Below are 23,239 nucleotides of genomic sequence, written 5' to 3'. Positions count from 1 at the left end.
ACCACAGTTTCCACCACCTGCGAGCGCATCACTGCCACTTGGGCCAGCGGCAGCGGGGACTATCCGCACCCAAGCCAGCGGCGACTATTGCCAACGGGCCGAGGCGCTGCCGAAGCCCATCGCGGGAACCGTCGCTTCCGGAGCCAGCCCGGTGATATTCACGGCCGGGGGCAGCCGCTGCCCGGGTCCCCAGGCGGTGTTCTCCGGCAGCATCGCGCCGAGGTCCCGAGCGGGCAACGGCGCGTCCGGGTCCGACGGCCCCGTTTTCATCAGTTCCACCGCCGTCCGGGCCAGCGACAGCCGCGCACTGCGAACTGTCCCGTCCAGCCTCCCGCGCCAAGCATCGACGGCGGCGGCCGCGCACAAGTACCCCGTGGCGTGGTCCAGCGCTTGGACGGGCAGCGGGTGCGGGCAGTCCGAGTCCAAGTGCACCATCCCGGCGTGGGCGATCCCGGCACTCATTTGCACCAGCGAGTCAAAGCCGCGCCGGTTGGCCCACGGCCCGCTCCACCCGTAGGCATCCAGCGCCACGGCGACCAGCGTCGGGTGGCGTGCGGCCAGCGCTGCGTCCGAGAGGCCCAGCTTGTCCAGCGCGTCAGGGCGGTAGCCGTGGATGAAGATGTCCGCCCCGGCCAGCAATTCCTCCAGCACGGCGAGGTCCGCAGGCTGCAACAAATCCAGCCGCGCGCAATGCTTGCCCACTGTCATTTCCGCCTCCAGCCCCGCTTCCACCCAGCCGGGAGGGTCTATCCGCAGCACTTGTGCACCATACGACGCTAGAAATCGAGTGGCCACCGGCCCTGCAATGACCCGCGTGAGGTCCAACACCCGCACCCCGGCCAACGGCCCTCCCGCAGCGGCTGGCCGGGAATGTCCGGCCGTACCGCCGTCGGCCGTCATGCGCGGAGCGCCCCAGGCAACCAGTGGCTCCTCCGCCACCGCCGCTCCCTGTGGGTGTGCCAGCCACTGCTCGTGCGAACGCATGAGGGCCGCACAGCCGTTGGCGGCGACCACCGCAGCCTCCAGCTCGTCCCCGTTCCAACGTTCGACGGCGTGCCCCACCGCGGTGCGGTCGGCCCCGGCTCCCAGCCCCAGGACTGCCAGGGCCGCCGCTCGGTGGTGCGAGGCGTTGGTGTGCAGCCTGATCCAGCCGTCGGCGCAGCGGTAGTCCCCGGCGACGGCGTCCCAGACAGGCGGGAGCTCCCAGCCGACGGGCGTGAACGAGAGGCCGAACCACAGCGAAGCAAGGTCCCTGTCGATGGAAATGCCCCCGGTGGATTCTGTGGTCCCGCGCTCTCCGTCGGGACCGGCGCCCCGGTGGCGGGCAAGCCGGGCCACCGCACCTGCAGCCTCGGCCATGGCTGACACCGCGAATCCCGAGACGTCAAAAGCGGAGGGCAGGGTCCCGTAGCCTTGCACCGCCACTCCCTGGGGCTCCGTGAAAGCGCCCTGCGCTATTTCCATCGTCATGGGCTCAGGCTACGCTCCCGGACTCCTTGCAGCCATGGCGGTTTCTCACCCTTTTGGTTCGCACCGGGATTCATTCAGCAGCTCCTGCGGGTGCTCCCGGTTGGTGCCCGCTCATTCAGCAGCTCCTGCGGGTGCTCCCGGTTGGTGCCCGCTCATTCAGCAGCTCCTGCGGGTGTTGTCGCGGAACACTCACAGGAGCTGCAGAATGAAGTTGTTGCTTAGCAGCAGACCCGCAGGAGCTGCAGTATGAACGCACCCGCCAAGGTGGAACCCGCAGGAGCTGCAGTATGAACGTTCCCGGCGGGCACGGAACCCGCAGGAGCTGCCGTATGAAGCAGCACAAACCTGTGGACAACTCCTTGCTGTGGATATCTCCAGGCAGGATTTTGATTTCTGCACCAGACTTCCCACGACTGCAGCCTCGGCAACGCGCGGAGCCGAGGTACCCCGTTTGAATCGGAGGCCAAGTAACGCTGGCCCGCTTTCGCGAGAAGACCGCACGGGACCACCGTCCGCCAAGAAACTTCGTGCACGGCGGTGCGTGTCGGCGCCTCAGGCCCGATCTGCTGAGCCTGACCGGGGTCCAGACCCTGTAGTTTCAACGCTTCGATCTCCGTCGGAGTTTAGTCGGGATACGTCCAGCTGCGATCCCGGCAGGAGCACAACACGGCCGTAGCGTCCACGTTCGACAATAGTCGGCACATCGGCATCCGACCGCGCTGTCACGTCTGGTAGCACCGTCCGCACCGGGACACCCAACTCGTCCGCCCGCTCCGGTGCGGTCATCCGGCGCCTCGTCTGGAGCAGCAACAGCATCGAGAGCAGACGCTGAGTTTTCATTGCCCCCTTGTCAGTCATTATCAGTCAAGAGCTGTCATGTATGGATGCCATGCTGGCGCAATCAGACAATCCCAACGTGGGAGACCCCTCAATGGCCGCACCGAACCTGTTCCTTATCCACGTCCCGGAATCCACGTCACTGCCGTCGAGCGCTCCGCTCGCCTCCACAGCGACCTGTTCAACATGGAACCCGTCACAGTCGGCCCTCACTACATCCCGTTCGAGGTTGCCCCGGTGTGCTCTTCGCCCTCCTGCCCGGCAGCCCTGACAACGCGGAAGCCACGACTCCGCGCGCCAGCGAGGTAAGGCTCATGCTGGCGGGATCTCATGCTGCCGTCGAAGACTGCTGCAGCGAATGGACCTCCAAGGCAGTCACCGTGGTTCAAGAGCCGCATGGCAACGTCTTCGGCCGGACCTTCGTCATCGCCGATCCCGACGGGGACCTCATCCGGGTTTCATTGCTCGACCAAAGACAAGCATTTCTTTAAATGTTGACCCGTTTGTGGTCTCCCGAACCGAACCGCACGGGACGGCATGGCGCTATCCGTGTTACCCACGGCCATTGCCCCCACGACGCAGCCTCAATTCATGAGGTGGCAGGCATTACCCATCCACAGCCGGCTTTGTTCCGAATGTCCCATGAGGTTGCCCGGCAGGTCATGCCCCGCAACAGTGCAAACACACCGACAACAGCAGGAGACAAACAGTGAAAAAGTCAGCAAAGACCATTGGAACGATCACCGCCGCAGCAGCCATTGCCTTCGGCGGACTAGCCGCTATGACAGGTCCGGCGACCGCCGCGACCACAACCCCTGCGGCTGCCAGCCAATCTGCCCCTGCGACATCCACCTCCATTCTGGGCGGATCCTTCCTAAACGGCGCTCTTGTCCAGGGCCCGATTGTGGGAGCCCCCCTGATCAACGGGCCGCTGGTGTCCCTCCCCATTGGCCCGCTGCAACTGGGCCAGTTCCAGTAACCAGCGCTTCCTCCAATGGCACCCCCGCTCCGCGCGAGGCAGGACCGATCTGGGCCTGCCCCGGGACGGAGCGGTGGTGCCATTCATCACTCCCACGAACAAGCCACCCGGGTACCTCCCCGGGCAACCGCGATCTTGAGAAGGCCCATGTCCCAGCACGCTTATTCCATGTCTTCGTTCCACACTGGCGCCCGCCGCAGTCTGACTACGGCGCAGCGGGGTGTTTGGTACGCCCAAAACCTGGACCCGGAGAACCCGATGTACCAGATTGCCCAGTTTGTGGATGTCCAGGGCGACCTTGATGCCGGGCTGATGCGCCGGGCGGTGGAGACCGCCGTCGCTGAGACGGATGCGTTGAACGTGCGCTTTGCCGAGGACGACGACGGCCCGCACCAACTGATCTCGCCCTCGAGGGTGCAACTGGAAGTGACGGACCTGCGCACTCTGGAGCAGAATACCTGCACGGCAGGGGCGCAAGCACGGGCACTGATGGATGACGATCTCGCCACGGCGCGCAATGTAGCCACGGACCCGCTGCTCCGAGTGGAACTGTTTCAGGTCGAGGACCACAGGTACTACTTCTACCAGCGCGTGCACCACTTGATGCTGGACGGCTACTCCGCCGTGCTTGTGCTCAAGCGGATCGCAGCGATCTACAACGAACTGCTCGCTAACGATTCAGGGGTGCCCGACGACGCCAACACGACGGAGCGAGCAAAGATGGCGTTCCCGTCGTTGGACGCGCTGTTGTTGGACGAGGCCGGCTACGAGGATTCCCGAAATGCCGAATCCGACAAGGAATTCTGGCAGAACGCTTTGGCAGATGCGGAGCCGGCGTCCGGGCTGGCCGAGCGCCCCACCGGCATTGCCACAGCACTGGTTCGGCTGTCAGCACCGCTGCCCCGGGATATTGTGGCCGCGCTTGACGCCGGCACAGCAAGTGCACCAGCGCTCATTGTCGCCGCCATGGCCATCTACCTGCACAAGATGACGGCGGAGAGGCACGTTTCCGTGGCCCTGCCCGTCACGGCCCGCCGCGGCGCACTCGCAAAGTCCGTTCCGTCGATGCTCTCCAACATTGTTCCGGTCCGGCTCGAAGTCTCGCCCGAGGATACGGTGCGCGACACCATCGTCAACGCGGGCCGCGCCGTGCGCAATGCCATGATCCACCAGCGGTTCCGCTCTGAGGGCCTCGCGACGCGCCCAGGCTATATTGGTCCGTCGATCAACATCCTCCCGATCGTTGACGGCATCAATTTTGGCCCGTCCACCGGTTGCATGAACATCCTGTCCACCGGTCCGATCGACGACCTCTCGATGGTGATCCATGGATTGCAGCCGGGTCGGCGGAACGCCGTTGAGACCGCGGACGACGCCGGTGTTGTCACCATCCAGTTCGAGGCAAACTCCCAGCTGTACAGCCGCGAAGCCGTCATGAACCACCTGCACCGCTTTACGCGTCTGCTCGGAAAGATTACCTCCGCCCCCGGCACCACAGTTGCCGCCCTCACCCTCACAACGCCGGAGGAAGAGCAGGAACTGTTGGCTCAAGGGGGTGCGGAGTCCACGGATCTGCCAGCCCACACAGTCGCCGAGGAATTCGAAGCCCATGCAGCGGCAAACCCCACGGCCAGGGCTTTGGTGGCAGCGGATGGAGAACTAAGCTTTGCCGAACTCGACCAAAAGTCCAACCAGCTGGCACATTACCTGCGCCGTCGGGGCGCCCGTCCCGGCGAATCAGTGGCCGTGCGCCTGGGACGGACCACAGGCCTGGGCGTTGCTATTCTGGCGATACTCAAGTCCGGCGCTGCCTACGTTCCCATCGACCCCGATTATCCGGAAAGACGCGTCCAGGGCATGTTGGAAGACGCCGCACCGCTGCTCCTTCTGACCTCCACGGACGATGCCGACTCGCAGTTGACACACCACATATCCGGCCATGTGCGGGAAGTGGCCCTGGATTCCGCCACCATGGCAGCAACCCTTGCCGAATTGCCATCGCACCGGCCGGAGACCGCCGTGGCCAGCCAGCACGACCTCGCCTACGTCATCTTCACCTCAGGCTCAACCGGCCGGCCCAAGGCCGTCGGTGTGGAACACCGCGCACTGCTGAACCTCTATTCCTCGCACTGTGAAGACATATTCCGCCCCGCCGAGGCCAGGCTGGGCCGCACCCTGCGGGTTGCACACACGGCAGGACTCTCCTTCGATGCCTCGTGGGACCCGATCCTGTGGCTCATGGCCGGTCACGAACTCCACCTGGTCGACGACCTTACCCGACGGGACCCGCAGGCCCTGGCCGGATACTTGGCCGAGCAGCAGATCGACAGCATTGAAACCACACCGTCCTTCGCCAAGGCGCTGTTGGCGGAAAAACTGTTCGACGGCGGCGCCCACCCCTCGGTGGTGGCCTTGGGCGGGGAAGCGGTGGATCCCGAGCTTTGGGGCGCGCTGGCCCAAATCCCAGGCGTCACGGCCTACAATTTTTACGGCCCCACCGAAACCACCGTGGACAGCATGACAGCCATCATGGAGCCTGGCACGGCCCCGCATTTGGGTTCCTCGGTGGCCAACAGCCGCCACTACATCCTGGACTCCGGATTGAACCCCGTACCGGGAAACGCCATCGGCGAGCTCTACGTCGCCGGGCACAACGTGGCACGAGGCTACCTTGACCAGCCCGAACTCAGTTCCGAACGCTTCATCGCGGACCCCTTTGCGTCCGACGGCTCGCGCATGTACCGCACCGGCGACGTGGTCAGGAGGTTGGACAACACCGGGGTTGAGTTCCTGGGCCGTATTGACCAACAGGTCAAGATCCGAGGATTCAGGATAGAGCTTTCTGAAATTGAGCAGGTACTCCGTGGCACCCCCGGAGTGGACCGTGCCGCCGTCGTCGTGTCTAAAAACCGAGCTGGCTACGATCAGCTGCTGGGCTACATCACCAGTGGGGACGAGGTGGACGTCGCAGCCATCCGCGGCGCCATCCGCCAGAGCCTGCCGGACTACATGGTCCCGTCGGCCATTGTGCGCATCCCGCAGATCCCGCTGACTGCCAACGGAAAGCTTGACACCAAGGCGCTGCCGGAACCCACCACCAGCAGCATTTCCGTTGCACCGCACAACGACGCCGAACGTACTGTTGCGGCTGCCTTCTCGGAGGTGCTGGGGCTGGACGGGGTGGGGCGCGACGACGATTTCTTCGAACTGGGCGGCCATTCTCTGCTGGCCACCAGGCTGGTGGCAGTGTTGCGTGCAAAGCTCGGTTCTGCACCGGCACTGCGCACGGTCTTTGAATTTCCCACGGTCGCCGGCATCGCCGCGACCCTTGACGCACCCGTGGCGGAGCCGCGTCCGCTGGTCCGACAAAAGCGCCCCAGTCCGCTGCCGCTCTCCCCTGCCCAACGCCGTCTGTGGTTCCTCAACCGCTTCGACCCCACGTCCGGGGCCTATAATATTCCGATCGTGCTCAGGCTTTCCGGACAGCTGGATGTCGCTGCCTTGGAAGATGCCGTCAACGATGTTGTGGCCCGCCATGAAAGCCTGCACACCGTGTTCGCGTTCACGGGAGGCGAGCCGGAACAGCACATCATCCCGGTCGGCGAAGCCCGGGTTCCTCTCTCCGCCGTGCAAACCACGGCGGAGCACCTGGACCGCGTGGTCCGTGCCGAGTCGGCCCGCGGCTTCGACGTCACCACCGAGCTTCCGCTGCGCGCTGCGCTGTTTCAGCTCAGTGCCCGCGAGCACGTCCTGCTGTTGACCCTTCACCACATTGCCGCCGACGGCTGGTCGCTTGGACCGCTGGCACGGGACTTGTCCACGGCCTACTCCGCTCGTCTCGGCAACACGTGTCCGGACTTCACACCGCTGCCTGTCCAGTACGCCGACTACGCGCTGTGGCAGCGTGCAGAGCTGGGCAGCGAAGACGATTCCGAAAGCCCCCTCTCGCGGCAGCTGGCGTTCTGGAAAGCCGAACTCGACGGCGCACCCGAGGAGCTGGCCCTGCCCTTCGACCATGCCAGGGGGACACGGACAGCACCGTGGGATTCGGCTGCTGTGCCCGTGTCGATCGGTGCCGAAACTCACGAACGGCTCTCGGACCTGGCCAGGGAGCACAATGCCAGCCTCTTCATGGTGCTGCAGGCCGCTTTCGCCGCATTGTTGACCAAGCTCGGTGCCGGCACGGACATCCCGATAGGCACTCCGGTTGCAGGCCGCCCGGACACGGCCCTGGATGACCTCGTCGGCTTTTTTGTCAACACCCTGGTGCTGCGCACCGACACCTCAAACAACCCCACAGCCGGTGAACTCATTGACACCGTCAGATACGCCAACTTGCGTGCCTATGCCAACCAGGACGCGCCGTTCCAACGGGTTGTTGAAGAACTCAAGCCAGCCCGTTCGCGGGACCGGCACCCCTTGTTCCAGGTCATGCTCACACTCGCCAACTCGGCACCTGAACAGCTCTCGATGCCCGGTCTGGTCACCACGGCTGACAGGACCGCAGAACCGGGAGGTGCAAAATTCGACCTGCTGCTGGACCTCGCCGAGGAGGGCGCAGGCTCGGGCCTGCGTGGATCGCTGAGTTTCGATCCTGCCCTCTTTGCCCCGGAATCCGCTGCCCTGATCGCCCAACGTTTCCTGCACATGGTGGAACAGTTTGTGGGCAATCCCCACAGACCCTTGTCCAAGCTTTCGGTTGCCACGGAGGAAGAAAGCGCTCACGCCGAAGCCCTGGGCCAAGGTCCTGTGGTAGCGAACGGCCAGTCCACGGTGCTCGATGAATTTGCGGACACCGCGGCCCGTCACCCCGCGCGGATGGCCGTCAGCGACGGCACTGCCACCCTGACCTTTGCTGAACTGCTCGACGCCGTCGAACTGCTCGCAGCAGGCCTGATCGCCTCCGGAGTTCAACCGGGCGAGCGGGTCGCTGTCGCACTGCCTCGCACGAACAACGTGGTCTGCGCGACTCTGGCCGTGTTGCGTGCCGGTGCGGTCCATGTTCCCGTGGACCTGACCTATCCCGCCGAACGGAAAGCCCTGATCCTCGACGACAGCGCGCCGGCTCTGACCATCACGGCAAGCAACCTGGAAGTTCTCCGAGCCGCAGGACGGCAGGCATCCGCCACCGCGGCACTGGCTGAGCTGACGGTCAAAACCACCGACCAAGCCTACGTGGTCTACACCTCCGGTTCCACCGGCACCCCCAAAGGGGTCGCCGTCGGCCATGCGGCCCTGGCCAACCTGTATTTCCAGCACCGAAACACCATTTACGCCGACACCTTCGGGAACGCGTCCCTTGACACCGACGACGGCGGTGGCCCTGCAGTGGCCCACGTTGCCGGACTCGGTTTTGATGCGGCCTGGGATCCGATGCTGTGGCTGGTTGCCGGCGCCACCTTGCACATGGTCGACGACGACATCCGCACCGATGCGGAGGCACTGGTGGAGTTCTGCGCCACCCAGGCCGTCACCGTGCTCGAAAGCACCCCATCCCACGTGCGCGCGCTGCTGCTGTCAGGGCTGCTGGACACCCCGAGGTCCGCGCCGCTGGTTTTGGTCTTGGGCGGCGAGAGCGTTCCAGCCGAGCTGTGGGATGATCTGGCCGGAAACGAAGGCGTTGCAGCCTATAACTTCTATGGGCCCACCGAATTCACTGTTGACTCTGTGCTGACACGCATCACCGGCCCCGTGGCGAACATCGGCCGGGCTGTGCGGAATGTGGAAAGCCATGTCCTTGACGACTACCTCGTGGCCGTGCCCCAGGGCATTGCCGGCGAGCTGTACCTGGCAGGTGCCGGAATGGCCGCCGGGTACGTCAACCGAACTGCCGAGACCGCCAGCCACTTCGTCGCCAACCCCCACCTGGACGGTGCCAGGATGTACCGCACAGGCGACTTGGTGCGCCAGCTCCCCGGCGGGGAGCTGCAATTCGTGGCCCGTGCCGATGAGCAGCTGAAGATCCGCGGCTTCCGGGTGGAGCCCGGGGAGATTGAAAGCGTGATCGCAGCCCACGAACAGGTTCGACGCGCCGCAGTGGTGGTGGAATCCGGTGCGACCGGACGCATCATCTGCTACTACGTCGGAGATGCCTCTTCGGATGAACTGATGCGCTTCGCCAGCCGCCGCCTGCCCGACTACATGATGCCAAAGGCCCTCGTGGCCCTGGCGGAGATTCCGTTGACATCACATGGCAAACTGGACAAACGCGCACTCCCCGCCCCTGCCATCTCCGGCTCGGGATCGAGGGAACCGCGGACCGAGCAGGAAGTGAAGGTCTGCGCGGCCTTCGGCACCGTCCTGGGTGTTGACGAGGTGCATGTGGATGATGACTTCTTTGAACTCGGCGGCCATTCACTGCTGGCGGTGGCACTGATCGCCAAGCTGCGCGAAAGCTTCGGCACGGAACTGCCGCTGCGGGCCGTTTTTGAGTCCCCCACCCCGGCAGCCCTGTTGGAGCTTCTGTCCGCCACAGCCGACGCCGGGGCCACAGCCGGGGCCACAGACCTTGCGGGCCAGGCGCCTGGCACCTCCGTCGATGCTTGGGCCAAGGTGAACAAGAACCACCGTCCCGACCGGATTCCACTCTCCTACGCGCAATCACGGCTGTGGTTCCTCAACCAGCTTGACCCGGGCTCCTCCGATTACAACATCGCCTTGGCCGTCCGGCTCACCGGGGAACTCAACCCGGAAGCCCTGGCGCACGCCCTCGATGACCTTGTGGCGCGCCATGAGGTCCTGCGCACCACCTACCCCGCACAGGGTGGCACACCGGAACAGCTGATCCACCCGGCATCCGGCGTCACCGGGCTGCTGTCCTTCCAGGACGTCACGTCCCAGGAACAGTTGGCACGTCTGCTCTCCGACCAGGCCGCCCGCGGTTTCGATGTCGCCCTGGAGCTTCCCCTGCGCGCCACCCTCTTCGGGATCGACGACGACGAATGGGTGCTCCAGCTCGTGGTCCACCACATTGCCAGCGACGGAGCCTCCCTGGCCCCCTTGGCCCGGGATATCTCCACCGCCTATTCGGCCCGCTGCAGCGGTGCCCGCCCCCTGCAACGGGCCTTGGGACTGCAGTACGCGGACTTCGCGCTGTGGCAGCGTCAAGTGCTGGAAGGCATGCCGCAGTCCGGTTCCGCAGCAGGCGGGTCCGCGGAGAACGGGTCCGCCGAGAACGGGTCCGCCGGCGACCCCACGGTCGAACCAGCCTTGCACGCCAAGCTCACCAGCTGGAAGGAAACCCTGGCAGGGGCTCCCCCGGAGTTGGCGCTGCCCACGGACGGGACACGTGATCCGGGGGCACGCCAGCCGGGCGGCCAACAATCCTTTACGCTCGGCAAGGAGACAACGGCCGCATTGGTCCGGCTTGCTTCCTCGGAGCGTGCCAGCCTCTTCATGGCGTTGCACGCCACACTCGGCGGATTTCTCTCGCGCGTTGGTGCCGGCAGTGACCTGGTGATCGGCTCCCCGACTGCGGGACGGAGCGATCCGGCCCTGACGGAACTCATCGGCTTCTTCGTCAACACCGTACCGATCCGGTTGGATGTGGCAGGGAATCCCAGCTTCCGTGAACTGCTTGGCACCGCCCGGCGCAGCGTGCTCGACGCCTTCGACCATGACGACGTCCCCTTTGAGCGCCTGGTTGAGGCGCTCAACCCGCACCGTGAGCTGGGCCGGCATCCGCTCTTCCAGACCATGCTGGCGGTGGAAACCAGCGCCCGTGCCACCGTCGAACTTCCCGGCGTGCACGCAGTGGCCGAGCCTGAATCGGCTACGGGAGAAGCAAAGTTCGATCTGTCATTCACCTTCCGGGAGCTGGGCCCTGAGCAGGGCCTGGCCGCCACGCTTGACTACAACGCTGCCATGTTCAGCAGCCACGCCGTCGGGGCCTTGATCGAACGGTTCGAGGCATTTGCGGCCCTGGCTGTGCAGGAACCGGACCACGCCATTTCCACTCTCGACATCCTCTCGGCGGACGAAATCGACGCACTGGTCGCTGCCACGACCGGCCCTGTCGTCCTCACCCCGGCCCCGCCGCTTTTGGAGGTCCTCGCCGAGACAGTCGCCCGTCAACCGGATGACACGGCCGTGGTTTGCGGCAGCCAGTCGCTCTCGTTTGCGGCCTTGGATGCGGCCACATCACAAGTGGCGGGCGCGCTACTTGGCTCGGGAATACAGGCCGGGGAGCTGGTCTCGGTGTACTTGCCACGGTCGCTGCACACGGTGGTGGCGGCCCTGGGCGTGCTGCGGGCCGGAGCGGTCTACAATCCCATCGACGCCGACTACCCCGCCGACCGGGTGGCGGCGATCCTGGAAGATGCAGGCGCGGTCGCTGTCATCAGCACCGAAGCCCTGGAGCCGGCCCTCAACTCCGGGCTCGCAACCGCCGGCATGGTGGGCACCACCGTGCTTCAAATGGAGGACCTTCCGGCCCCAAGTCCGGCAGACCAGCACCCCGCCCAGCAGGGTGAACAGGCACTCCGGGGGGCGGACGAGCTGGCCTATGTCATGTTCACTTCGGGTTCCACGGGCCGGCCCAAGGGCGTGGAGATCAGTCTCGGCGCCCTCGCCAACTTGCTGGCATCACACCGAGGAACACTGTTCCCCCCTGCCGTGGAACGCACTGTCCAAGGTCCGGTGCGGGTGGCACACACCACCGGTGTCGGTTTTGACGCCTCCTGGGATCCGATGTTGTGGATGGTAGACGGGCATGAACTGCACCTGGTCACCGACGAGGTGCGGCTGGATCCCCAACGGCTCGCCGGATACTTTGCCGAGCACGGCATCGGGGCGTGGGAAACCACCCCGGGCTATGTTCGCCAACTGCTCGCAGAACCGGCCTTTTCCACGATGTTGGACGAACGCGCCGCCAACGGCCGTCCCCCGCTTCGGCTGGCCTTGGGCGGGGAAGCTTTTGACACCGCCCTGTGGGACGAGCTTGCCTCCCGCAGTTCGTTGCGCGCCTGGAACCTCTACGGACCCACCGAGTCGACAGTTGACTCGCTGGTCGCCAGCGTGCCGCGTGCCGCAGATTCCCGAACAGCTCCGAGCACCGGACAACCCGTGCTCGGCATCCCCACCCGGAATTCCCGCGCCTACATCTTGGATGGCTATTTGCAGCACGTGCCCGCAGGCGTTGGCGGCGAACTTTACTTGTCCGGGCCGCAACTGGCCCGCGGTTACAGGGGCAGGCCGGACCTCACTTCCGAACGGTTTGTCGCGGACCCCTTCGCTGCAGCCGGGGACCGGATGTATCGCACCGGCGACCTGGTGACCAGAAGTGCCGGTGGCGAGCTCGTCTTTCAGGGACGCAACGACCACCAGGTCAAGATCCGCGGCTTCAGGGTGGAGCTTGGCGAAGTGGAGCAGGCGCTGCGTGCCGTGCCAGGGGTCGCCGCCGCCGCGGCCTTGGTGCGGGGCGGCGACGCCGGCGGGGGAACCGGCCTTCCGGACACTGCAAGGCTGGTGGCCTATGTGGTGCCGGAACCGGGCCACCGGGCGGACTCCGCAGATGCGGCCCCACTGGCGGTCCAGGAACTTGCAGGGCAGGCCCGTTCGCAGCTGCGTTCGATGCTGCCGGGCTACATGGTTCCCGCCGCCGTGGTGGTTGTTGAACGCATACCACTAACGCTCAATGGAAAGGTGGACGCCGCGGCGCTGCCCGATCCTGCCGGCCAGGACCGCAGTGCCGGGCTGGCCCCCCGGACCCCCAGGGAGAAGGCCGTGGCGCAGATCTTCGAGGACGTTCTTTCCCTCCCGAGGGTTGGGATCGACGAGTCGTTCTTTGAACTGGGCGGGCATTCCTTTCTGGCGCAACCGCTCATCTCCAAAGTCAATGACGCCCTGGGCACCGACCTTCCCGTGCAGGCCCTGTTCCGCTCCCCCAGTGTGGAACAGCTGCTGGCCGAGGCTTCCAAGGGCAAGCAGGAGAACGTTGCGGACAGCCTGCGGCAGCTGCTGCCGTTGCGCACCACCGGAAGCAAGGCGCCCCTCTTTGCCGTGCACCCGGCCACCGGCGTGAGCTGGGGCTACGCGGCGATGCTGCGCCGGCTGGACAAGGCACGGCCGCTGATCGGGCTGCAGATGCCAGGCATGCTTCCAGGTCGCGATCAAGGGCTCCGGGCACAAACACTGACTGAGCTGGCCGACGACTACATTGGCCAGCTCCAAGAGGTGCAGCCCGAGGGCCCCTACCACCTGCTTGGCTGGTCCTTCGGCGGCAACCTTGCACACCGGCTGGCCACCCGGCTCCAGGAATTGGGGCACCAAGTGGCCTTCCTGGGGATCTTGGATGCGTTCCCCACGAGGCAGGACTCCAATGCCGACATCGGCACGGGCCCTGCCCTGTGGGCGAACTACCTTCATGCGGCCGGCTTTCCCGTTCCGGCCCACGAGGCGGCAAGCCTGGACGGCGCACGCGTGCTGGAGGTCCTGCAGGAAAACCACAATCCATTGGGCAGTATCCCGCTCGAGTCCCTGAACGCCATGGTGGCGAACTTCTCGGTGCTGGCCGGCATGATCCGCGAGAACGCTGTCGGCGTGTTCGACGGCGGGATGCACGTCTTCCGTGCCACCGAGGACGTCCCAGCCGGCGCGCCGACGTCGTCCTCCTGGGAGCCGTTCGTGAACGGCCCCATTTCCGAGACAACCGTTCCGGCACGGCACTCGGCGATGCTCAGTGAAAGTGCCCTCGATCACATCCTGCCGATGCTGGCAATCCAGCTGGGCCAGGGCACCGAATAGCTGACGACGGCGGTGTCGCTGCACGGTTGTTTCGGCACCGTTTCCGGCCTTTCGCTTGTCAGAAGAATCCACCGAGGAAACTGAGGAAAATTACGTGACGAACCCATTTGATGACACGAACGCAACCTTCCGAGTATTGGTGAACGATCTGCAGCAACACTCACTGTGGCCCACCTTTGCCGATGTTCCCAACGGCTGGATGGTGATGTACGGCCCAGGGGGTCGGCAGGAATGCCTGGACTTCGTATCCCGGAGCTGGACGGACATGACGCCGCGCACCGTGGCCGCACTAGCGGCTTCCTAATGATCCGGGTACGGGGACTGTGCAAGAATTTCGGCGGTTTCCGCGCACTTGACGACTTGAATCTGGATGTGGAGCCCGGGCAAGTGTTGGGGCTTCTGGGCCCCAATGGCGCCGGAAAGACCACTACCGTAAGGGTGCTCACCACGCTGCTGGCACCGGACGCCGGCGAGGTCACCGTGGCCGGCCACAGTGTCCGCACGGATCCAGAAAGCGTGCGCCTCTCCATTGGCTTGTCCGGGCAGTACGCGGCCGTTGACGAAAAGCTGACGGGCTACGAGAATCTGGTCATGGTGGGTCGGCTTTACGGGATGAACCGGAAGTCATCGGCGGCTCGTGCTGTTGAGCTCTTGGACGAATTCCGGCTCTCCGACGTTGCGGGCAAACGCGCAGGGGCCTATTCGGGCGGGATGCGGCGCCGGCTGGACCTTGCCGGTGCCATCGTCGCGCGGCCTGAGGTGGTGGTGCTCGATGAACCTACTACGGGGCTGGATCCGCGGGGACGGCTGGACACTTGGGCCGTGATCTCCTCACTGGTCGGCGCCGGAACCACCGTGCTGCTGACCACCCAATACCTCGAGGAGGCGGACCAGCTGGCAGACAACATCGCGGTGATCGACTCCGGACGCGTCATAGCGGAGGGCACCGCCGATGAGCTCAAGTCCCGGGTCGGCTCCGAACGGATAGACGTCGTCGCAGCCCAGTCGGAAGGCGTGGACCGTGCCGCGGCGATCTTGGCCCGGATCGCCTCCGGCGCACCCGAGATTGACCGGTCGGCACGCAAAGTCAGTGTCGCCGCCCCCGACGGGCATCACATGCTGGTGCGGGCCCTGGGCGAGCTCGAACACGAAGGCGTCCAAGTGGTCGAGGCGACTCTGCGCCGCCCCACCTTGGACGATGTCTTCCTGCAGCTGACAGGACAACGGGCGCAGGAGCAGGCCGCGCCCGCCCCCAGCAATGCAACAGCAACCGGAACAAGCCAGGACCACGAGGTACTAAAAGCATGAGCAGTCTCAACGCCGCCATCCGTGACAGCTCGGTGATTGCCGAGCGCAACTTGCGCAATGTCATCCGCACCCCCGGCGCCATGGTGACCAGCGTGGCTCAGCCCGTCATGTTCGTCCTGTTGCTCGCCTTCGTCTTTGGCGGCACCCTGGGCGGGGACCAGTACCGCACGTTCCTCATTGGCGGCATCCTGGCCCAGACCCTGACGTTTAATGCCTCCTTTACTGCCGTCTACCTCGCCAAGGACCTGCAACTGGGGCTCATTGACAGGTTCCGGTCCCTGCCCATGTCCCGCGGGGCAGTCATCTTGGGCCGATCAACGGCGGATTTGGTCACCAGTCTGCTGTCCATTGCCGTCACCCTCATGTGCGGCCTTGCCATCGGCTGGCGAATCAACAACGGCTTGGGTCCGGCCTTGCTGGCCTTGGGACTGCTGCTGCTGTTCACGTTTGCAGTGTCCTGGGTGGGCGCCGTGATCGCCTTGACGGCGCGCAGCGTTGAAGTGGCCCAAAGCCTGGGCTTGATCTGGCTTTTCCCGGTAACTTTCATTTCCGGTGCCTTCGTCTCGGTGCAGTCCATGCCCGGTCCGCTGCGGGCTTTCGCCGAGTGGAACCCCGTGACAGCTGTCGCCACGGCTGTGCGAGAGCTGTTCGGCAACGCAGCACCCCAAGGCTTTGCAGCTCCCAGCGGCTGGCCGGCAGACAATGCCCTGCTCTACGCGGCACTGTGCTGCGCGGCCATCATAGCGGTTTTTGCCCCGCTGGCTATTTCACAGTACGTGCGGATCAGCAAGCGGTGATCCCGGCCAACACGGCGGGTCCAGTGGAATACGTCATCACAAGTGCGCAGAAGGTTCTCGCCCAGGCAGCCCGCTTTGGAGGGCCACGGGAACTGCTGAGCCAGCCGGAAATGGCCGCTTCGGAACGTTTCAGAAACCCGGCGGACGGCCTGGGGTACGCCGCAGCCCACATCGTTTTCCGCGTCATGGCCGCACGGGCGTTGGGCGGCAACCTGCGGAATGTACGCGGCTTGGCCGCCCACAGGCTGTGCCGCAGCTGCGGAGGACCACACGGCAAGCCCGTGATCGAAGGCTCCAACCTGAGCCTGTCCCGTGTCAGGGACATGGTGCTGGTTGCCTCCGCCGCCACCGGCCAGCCCCTCGGGGCAGATCTGGAAGCCTTTCCGCGACAGCTGCATTCCGGTTTCGACGCTTTCGCGCTGTCCCCCGTGGAACGGGAGGCACTGTCACACACCGATGTCGAGTCCCGCATACGGCTATGGGTGGCCAAGGAGGCCGCGCTCAAGGCGACAGGACACGGCTTGGCTGTCGAGCCGGACGCGCTGTGCCTTGGTGGGCTGCCGCCCCCCGCACCTCACGGAACAACAGCGAGCTGCTGGGCCGCCGTCGTCGACTCACCGCTTCTTGGGGAAACCCACGGAATGGAGATCGCCTGGGTGCCGGCGGGTGACAACCACGCCGCAGCACTTGCGACGTCAGGCCAACCTGCCATCAGGGAAATGGACATCCGGGAAGTATTCCAAGGCAGTTGAAGCGTTGGAGGAAAACGGTCGGCGGGCAGCGGCGGCAAGAGATTGAATGGGCGCAGAGCCGAAGTTGTTACTTTGTTGGGGTTTGATGGTGGATCTTTTAGTCTTGTGCGGGCTCTGTTAATTTTGTGTGCTGAAGGAAGATCAGAGCACGCCTTGCGAGGTGGGATTGACGGCTGCGTCGACGAGATCTTCGCCGTGCCGGCGAGCCGGGAGCGGCGGGACAAATCGAATTTGCACCCGCAGGGGTTGATGCTGGAGGGGCAGCGCAAGTCCTTGCATCCCATGGCCAAACGCTTCGGCATCGATCACCAGCAGCCCCGGGACCGCACTCGCCGTGAGCGGACGGCTGCGCGCGGCTGGCTGCAGGTCAACGTGTGCAGGGCGGACCTGCGGCACAGTGATGCCGATGTAGCGGACATGCTCAAAAGGCGCTCATTCAGCATCGGTGGCGCCGCACGTGGGGACCCGCACTGCCTCGGCACTCATTGCCAACGCGCCGGTGCCGAGCCGAACCCACTGGCCCGGTGCCGGTGGCTGGGTCAAAGCCACCAACCTCGACGGCGGACGACAGCCTCCGCCCGGCCCCCCACGCCGTCTCTTCCGCCAGCCAGTGGACGGAAGTGGCCAGCGGCTTCGACGCCACGGAATCCGGGGTAGCCTTTTCATCAATTTCGAAGCCGTCCGCGGCAACGAAAACCGGGCGTTGCGGACCGTGCCGCCAAGGCGTTCCCGCCACGCATCGACGGCGGCCGCCGCCGCACACGGATAGCCGGTGGACTGGTCAAGGGCCCGGACAAGAAGCGGGAATGGTTATTCGCCGCCAAACTTCTTGCATCCATGGAGATTTCCGGCCCCTCGGTACTCTCTGCGGTCCATGCTGCAGCTCCTGCGGGTGCCCGCGGCTGCTGCCCGCTCATTCTGCAGCTCCTGCGGGTGTTCCCAGCTGCTGCCCGCTCATACTGCCGCTCCTGCGGGTGTTCCCAGCTGCTGCCTGCTCATACTGCAGCTCCTGCGGGTGTCCGCGGCTGCTGCCTGCTCATACTGCAGCTCCTGTGAGTGTTGCGCGACAACACCCACAGGAGCTGCAGAATGAAATATTTGCTTGGCAGCAGACCCGCATCAGCTGCAGTATGAACGTTCCCGGCGGGCACGGAACCCGCAGGAGCTGCAGTATGAAGCAGCACAAACCTGTGGACAACTCCTTGCTGTGGATATCTCCAGGCAGGATTCTGATTTCTGCACCAGACTTCTTTCATGACGGCTCGATCAAGGCTTCCGGGGAAACTATCACAGCTATCCTTCACCTATCGTGAGGGGCTCTTGGCGGGCGCCTCGGTGAGCCGAATGCGGGCAAGCGACCTGACGGCTCCAAGCAGGGAGATACGGGTGCCCCAGAGAAACCACCAACCCCTGCTTGAGCGGGTGCGGCCGTATACCAGCCTTGGCGTGGAGAATTGCGTCTCCCATGTGACTGCCGCGCAAATCCATGGAATGCCGCTGCCGTGGTTTGACGAGGACATCAGGATCCTCCACTTGTCCCGCACGCCCGGCAGTGCCCAACCCCGGCGCCGCGGTGTGGCGGGCCATTGCATCAATCTGACAAGCACCGACATCTTGAGGATCCAGGGAGTGCCCGTGACAACACCGGCACGAACATTCCTGGATTTGGCGAGCGTGCTGAGCCTCGACGACTTGGTCGCAGTGGCGGACTACTTGATTTGCGAGCATGACCGGCACTTTGAGCCTCCCAAACGTGCCATCATTCACGAGGAGCAGCTGCGGGCCTACATTGCCGGCTTCCACCATGTGCCCGGACTGGCAAAGGCCAAAAAGGCGCTGGACCTCATGCGGGTTGGGGTGGACTCACCTCCTGAAACGCGGCTCCGATTGATTCTCCAGCGTGCAGGACTGCCGGAGTTTGTGCCGAACTGCAAGATCTCCGGAGGGCCGGGGGAATTCGACGTCGGCCCCGACCTGGCCTGCAAGGAATACAAGGTGTGCAGCGAATACGAAGGTGAAATCCACCAAAACACCGAGAAACAGCTCCACGACCGCACTCGGGACGAGCGAACCCGCACCCGTGGTTGGGTGCGGGTCAAGGTCTACCACGCCGACATGAAACGCGGGCACACCCACATCGTGGCCATGTTTGAGACGGCCCTTCGGCAACAAGGATGGCGGCCGAAGCAAGAACTGGACAATTGACCGGCAAATGATCAGCAGCTCCTGCGGGTTCACGGCACAGCAGCACCATTCATACAGCAGCTCCTGCGGGTCAGGGTGTCGCCGCCGCATTCATACAGCAGCTCCTGCGGGTCAGGGCGCCAAACACCCGCCGGAGCTGCAGTATGAAGGTCCGGTGCGGCGGACAACCCACAGGAGCTGTGGGATGAGCAGCCTGGCAGAGAACTAAACGGTCGCACAGCACCAAACCCCACAGTCGCACAGCACCAAACCCCACAGTCGCACCGAACCGAGCGGTCACCCCGCACCGAACCGAGCAGTCGCACAGCACCGAACCCTACATTCGCACGGAACCGCACAGTCGCCGGGCCCCTGCCGAGCCCGCCGCCAATCCGCCGGCTGCGAATCCGGGCCTACGCGGCTGCGAACCCGGCCCTATTCAGCCGGAGCGAAGCTGCCTTCCAGCCCGGGAACGCAGGCGGCCGTCCAGACTGAAAGTACCTCTTCCCGAGTCGGCAGTCCGTTCACGGCCGGGCTGAGTTCGGGCCTGTGCACCCAGGCACCGGCTTCCGCGGCAATCAACCCGCCGGCGGCAAAGTCGTGCTCGAACAAACCGTATTCCAGGTACGCATCCACGGAGCCTTCGGCCACGGCGCACAGTTCTAGCGCAGCCGACCCCAGGCGCCGGAAGTCGCCAAAGTTGTCCATGCGTCCGTTCAGTTCGGACACCAGACGACGCCGGACCGGTGCGTCGTACGTCAACGCCGTGGACAGCAGCGTCCCGCCCCGGGCTTCGGTGGGCCCGTGCAGTGCGCGCATGGATTGGACTCCGTCGGCACGGATTTCATCCAACCAGGCGCCGGCACCGTGGGAGGCGAAGTAGACTCTCCGCAGCGCCGGTGCGTTGACCACACCGGCCAGCCATTGGCCGTCAGGTCCGCACACGGCAACCGACGTGCCGTAGTAGGCGATGTTGCGGATGAAGTTCATGGTGCCGTCGAGCGGGTCGATGCTCCACCGGTACCCCGAAGGCTCCGCGGGCAGCGCAGGGGCAAGCTCCTCCCCCGTGATCACATCGTGGGGGCGGGCCTCGCCAATCACGGCACGGACGGCGTTCTCGGCAGCCACGTCAAACTCCGTGACCCAATCGGCGTCCGAGGATTTCTCCGTGGCACCAAACTGGCCCGGGTCCCGGGAAGCCAGCACGGCGGCCCCTGCGGCAGCAGCCCGCAGGGCGACTTCGAGCAGTTCATTGACGGTGGCAACAGCGGGGGTCATAGTGTTCCTTTGCTTGGGGATTACGCGTCGATTTCCGACACGTCGGATTCGGGCAGATCGGTTTCCGGTGCCGCGAAGGCGGCGGGCCCGGAGGCGAGCAACAGCTGGAAGGCTTCTTCGTCCAGCACGGGAATGCCCAACGCTTCGGCCTTGTCCAGTTTCGTTCCGGCAGCCTCTCCGGCCACCACGTAGGACGTGTTTTTGGAGACTGAGCCTGCTGCCTTGCCGCCGCGGGTGATGATGGCTTCCTTGGCTTCGTCTCGGCTGAGGGTGGGCAGCGTTCCCGTCACCACAATGGTCAGCCCCTCAAGGGTGCGCGGGGCGGATTCATCCACGGCGTCGGCCATGAGCACCCTGGATTTCGCCCAAGCAGCCACGATGTCCTGGTGCCACTCGACGCCAAACCATTCAATCAGCGCCTCGGCAATGATCGTCCCGACGCCGTCCACGTCGGCGAGCCGTTCGCGGGCGTCGGGCGCCTTCAGTGCTTCCTGAATGGCGGCCATGTTGGAGTACCGCGTGGCCAGGGCACGCGAAGCCGTGGGCCCAACATGCCTGATCGACAGCGCCACGAGCACCCGCCACAGCGGCGCCGACTTCGCCTTTTCCAGCTCGTCGTACAGATCTGTGGTCGTCTTCTTGGGCGTCGAGGGCTTCTTGGCGGTGGGTTTGCTGTAGAAGTAGGGCGCCAGCTCAAACTCGCCTGTCCCCTCAAACTTGCCGGTTTCCTTATTCTTGGCCCGCTTCTCCCGCCAAACTACGACGCCGGACAGGTCCAGTTGGGCGATGTTGAAGACTTCCGCTTCACTCGTCAAAGGCCCGGGACCGGCAGGAGCACTGATGCCGCCGTTCCCGGCAGGGTCGGGGCCGGGACCGGACGTCAACGCCATGGCGGCCTCGTAGCCGAGCGATTCAATGTCAAAGCCGCCGCGGCCGGCCAAGTGCGCCACCCGTTCGGTGAGCTGGATGGGGCACGATTTCGTGTTGGGGCAGCGGATGTCGATGTCGCCGTCCTTCGCCGGCGCCAGTTCGGTGCCGCAGGACGGGCAGTGCGTCGGCATGATGAACTCACGCACTTTGGGGATCTGCTTCTCCCGCAAGGCCATGACCGGACCCACGATTTCAGGGATCACATCCCCCGCCTTGCGCAGCACCACAATGTCGCCAATCATCACACCCTTGGCCTTGACCACATCTTGGTTGTGCAACGTGGCCCGTTCCACCGTGGAACCTGCCACCTTGACCGGTTCCATGATGCCAAAGGGCGTCACGCGACCTGTGCGGCCCACCTGTACTTGAATGTCCAGAAGCTTGGTGTTCACTTCCTCGGGCGGATACTTGTACGCCACCGACCAGCGCGGCACTCGCGAGGTGTGGCCTAGTTCGCGCTGGGTGGCCAAGTCATCCACCTTGACCACAATGCCGTCAATTTCATGGACCACGTCATGGCGATGTTCGCCGAAGTAGGCAATGAATTCCAAGACCTCGGGCAGGGTGTCAAGCACCTTGTAGTAAGGGCTGATGGGCATGCCCCAGGACTTCAGCAGCTCGTAGCTTTCGGACTGCGTCCCCGTGGAAAGCCCCTCGCGCGCACCAATGCCGTGCACAACCATGCTCAGCGGCCGCTTGGCCGTCACGGCAGGATCTTTTTGTCGCAGGGATCCGGCTGCAGAGTTCCGCGGGTTGGCAAAGGGTGCCTTGCCGGCGGCGACCATTTCCTCGTTCAGGACCGCGAAGTCCTTCGAGGCGATGAACACTTCGCCGCGGATCTCCACTTCGGCGGGAAAGTTGCTCCCGTGCAGGCGCTGCGGAATGTCCTTGATGGTGGCCACATTGTGCGTGATGTCCTCGCCCGTGGTGCCGTCCCCGCGCGTGGCGGCCCGCACCAGCACCCCGTCGCGGTACAGCAGGTTCACGGCCAGGCCGTCGATCTTAAGTTCCGTCAACCATTGCGGCGCCTTTCCGCCCCGATTTTCCACCGATGCTGCGGCCTTGCGCAGCCAGGCTTCCAGCTCTTCGAGGGAGAAAACGTCCTCCAGCGAATACATCCGGGCAAGATGTTCGACGGCGGCAAACGCCGCGGAGACTTCCCCTCCGACCTGCTGGGTGGGGGAATCGCCGCTGATAAGTTCCGGTTGCAGCGCTTCGAGTGTTTCCAGCTCGCTGTAGAGCACGTCGAACTCGGCATCGGAGACAAGGGGATCATCATCCTTGTAGTACGCCGCCCGGTACTTTTGGATCAGGTCCACCAAGACTCCGTAGCGCTCCCGCACGGCGTCGGCGGGCACTGTGCCACTCTGCACAGCGTCGCCCTGTACTGCATTTGCGGGAACTGAGTCATTCCGTGTCGCTTCGACAGATACTGCGTCGTCGGGAACACCCCCGGCGGAAATCGTCTCGGGGGTTGCTGGCTGGGTTTCTGCTGGCTCGCTGCTCACGCTTCTATCTTGCCCCATGAATGCCCTTGTCCGATGAATGCCGTGGACTGCTTCGGGCCACAAACAAAAAATGCCGGTTTCCGCCCTCGGGCGGAAACCGGCATTTGGTGGTGAACTACTTGGAAGCGTCCATCTGCTGCTGCTTCTGCTTGTTCACAATGGTCTTCACATCGCCCAGGTCGGCGATGACGCGGGACAGCGACTTCTTGGAGGTGGGCCACTGCGTACCCTTGAAGCGGGTCGCGTCGGGGCCTTCCCAGCGAACCGACTGGGCCTTGCCGTCCAAGGTCCCCATGACCTGGGTGATCTGGTCAATCGCGTTGCCAAGCTTGGAGGCCAAATCGGCCATGTCCTGGGGATCGTTACCGAGCATACCGGCCATGATGCACATCCTTTGCTAGAAATTTGCTTGTTCAAAATTTGCGGGCCATCCCGCTTTTTTGTTTCACCGTG

At 64.7% G+C, this 23,239-nt stretch carries 13 protein-coding genes; 8 read left to right on the top strand and 5 right to left on the bottom strand.

What is annotated here, in order from left to right; translation table 11 throughout:
- Positions 1-84 precede the first annotated feature (84 nt).
- Positions 85-1,470, bottom strand: coding sequence for a CoA transferase (locus tag QMG25_RS14255; protein ID WP_283461309.1), 1,386 nt, complete (start codon positions 1,468-1,470; stop codon positions 85-87).
- Positions 1,471-2,546: 1,076 nt separating this feature from the next.
- On the opposite strand from QMG25_RS14255, the gene QMG25_RS14250 reads away from it, so the two are divergent.
- The 7 genes from QMG25_RS14250 (at position 2,547) to QMG25_RS14220 (ending at position 16,886) form a co-directional block, all read left to right on the top strand.
- Positions 2,547-2,798: a VOC family protein gene (locus QMG25_RS14250; protein WP_283461308.1), complete on the top strand. Its 252-nt coding sequence runs from the start codon at positions 2,547-2,549 to the stop codon at positions 2,796-2,798.
- Positions 2,799-3,016: 218 nt separating this feature from the next.
- A complete protein-coding gene (locus QMG25_RS14245) occupies positions 3,017-3,286 on the top strand; it encodes a hypothetical protein (RefSeq protein ID WP_283461306.1) in 270 nt (89 codons plus the stop codon).
- Positions 3,287-3,454: 168 nt separating this feature from the next.
- Positions 3,455-14,029, top strand: coding sequence for a non-ribosomal peptide synthetase (locus QMG25_RS14240; RefSeq protein ID WP_283461304.1), 10,575 nt, complete (start codon positions 3,455-3,457; stop codon positions 14,027-14,029).
- Between the two features lie 94 nt (positions 14,030-14,123).
- Complete coding sequence (locus QMG25_RS14235) at positions 14,124-14,333, top strand: MbtH family protein (protein ID WP_283461301.1); 210 nt, start codon at positions 14,124-14,126, stop codon at positions 14,331-14,333.
- Entirely contained in the window at positions 14,333-15,337 is a 1,005-nt protein-coding gene (locus tag QMG25_RS14230) for an ATP-binding cassette domain-containing protein (protein WP_283461299.1), read from the top strand. Before QMG25_RS14235 ends, QMG25_RS14230 begins: the two co-directional genes overlap by 1 nt.
- A complete protein-coding gene (locus QMG25_RS14225) occupies positions 15,334-16,134 on the top strand; it encodes an ABC transporter permease (protein WP_283461297.1) in 801 nt (266 codons plus the stop codon). Before QMG25_RS14230 ends, QMG25_RS14225 begins: the two co-directional genes overlap by 4 nt.
- Positions 16,135-16,157: 23 nt before the next feature.
- On the top strand, positions 16,158-16,886 hold the full coding sequence (locus QMG25_RS14220) for a 4'-phosphopantetheinyl transferase family protein (RefSeq protein WP_283461295.1): 729 nt from the start codon (positions 16,158-16,160) through the stop codon (positions 16,884-16,886).
- Positions 16,887-17,027: 141 nt separating this feature from the next.
- On the opposite strand, the gene QMG25_RS14215 is transcribed toward QMG25_RS14220, so the two are convergent.
- The gene (locus QMG25_RS14215; protein WP_283461294.1) at positions 17,028-17,282 is read right to left on the bottom strand and encodes a hypothetical protein; all 255 of its coding nucleotides are present in this window, start codon (positions 17,280-17,282) and stop codon (positions 17,028-17,030) included.
- Positions 17,283-18,272: 990 nt separating this feature from the next.
- On the opposite strand from QMG25_RS14215, the gene QMG25_RS14210 reads away from it, so the two are divergent.
- The gene (locus tag QMG25_RS14210) at positions 18,273-19,091 is read left to right on the top strand and encodes a putative endonuclease domain-containing protein (RefSeq protein ID WP_283461293.1); all 819 of its coding nucleotides are present in this window, start codon (positions 18,273-18,275) and stop codon (positions 19,089-19,091) included.
- A gap of 414 nt (positions 19,092-19,505) precedes the next feature.
- Here QMG25_RS14210 and QMG25_RS14205 read toward each other — a convergent pair whose 3' ends face one another.
- From QMG25_RS14205 to QMG25_RS14195, 3 genes are all read right to left on the bottom strand, one after another.
- Entirely contained in the window at positions 19,506-20,348 is an 843-nt protein-coding gene (locus QMG25_RS14205; protein ID WP_283461292.1) for an inositol monophosphatase family protein, read from the bottom strand.
- A gap of 20 nt (positions 20,349-20,368) precedes the next feature.
- Positions 20,369-22,786 (bottom strand): NAD-dependent DNA ligase LigA, encoded by a 2,418-nt coding sequence (gene ligA, locus QMG25_RS14200; RefSeq protein WP_502866415.1) that lies wholly within the window; start codon positions 22,784-22,786, stop codon positions 20,369-20,371.
- A 115-nt stretch (positions 22,787-22,901) separates the two neighbouring features.
- The gene (locus tag QMG25_RS14195) at positions 22,902-23,168 is read right to left on the bottom strand and encodes a hypothetical protein (protein WP_283457075.1); all 267 of its coding nucleotides are present in this window, start codon (positions 23,166-23,168) and stop codon (positions 22,902-22,904) included.
- Between the last annotated feature and the right edge of the window lie 71 nt (positions 23,169-23,239).

The organism is Arthrobacter sp. H35-D1, from assembly GCF_030063185.1.
Taxonomy (GTDB): domain Bacteria; phylum Actinomycetota; class Actinomycetes; order Actinomycetales; family Micrococcaceae; genus Specibacter.
Note: the sequence above shows the minus strand (reverse complement) of the source record. Positions and strands in the feature narration are given on the sequence as shown.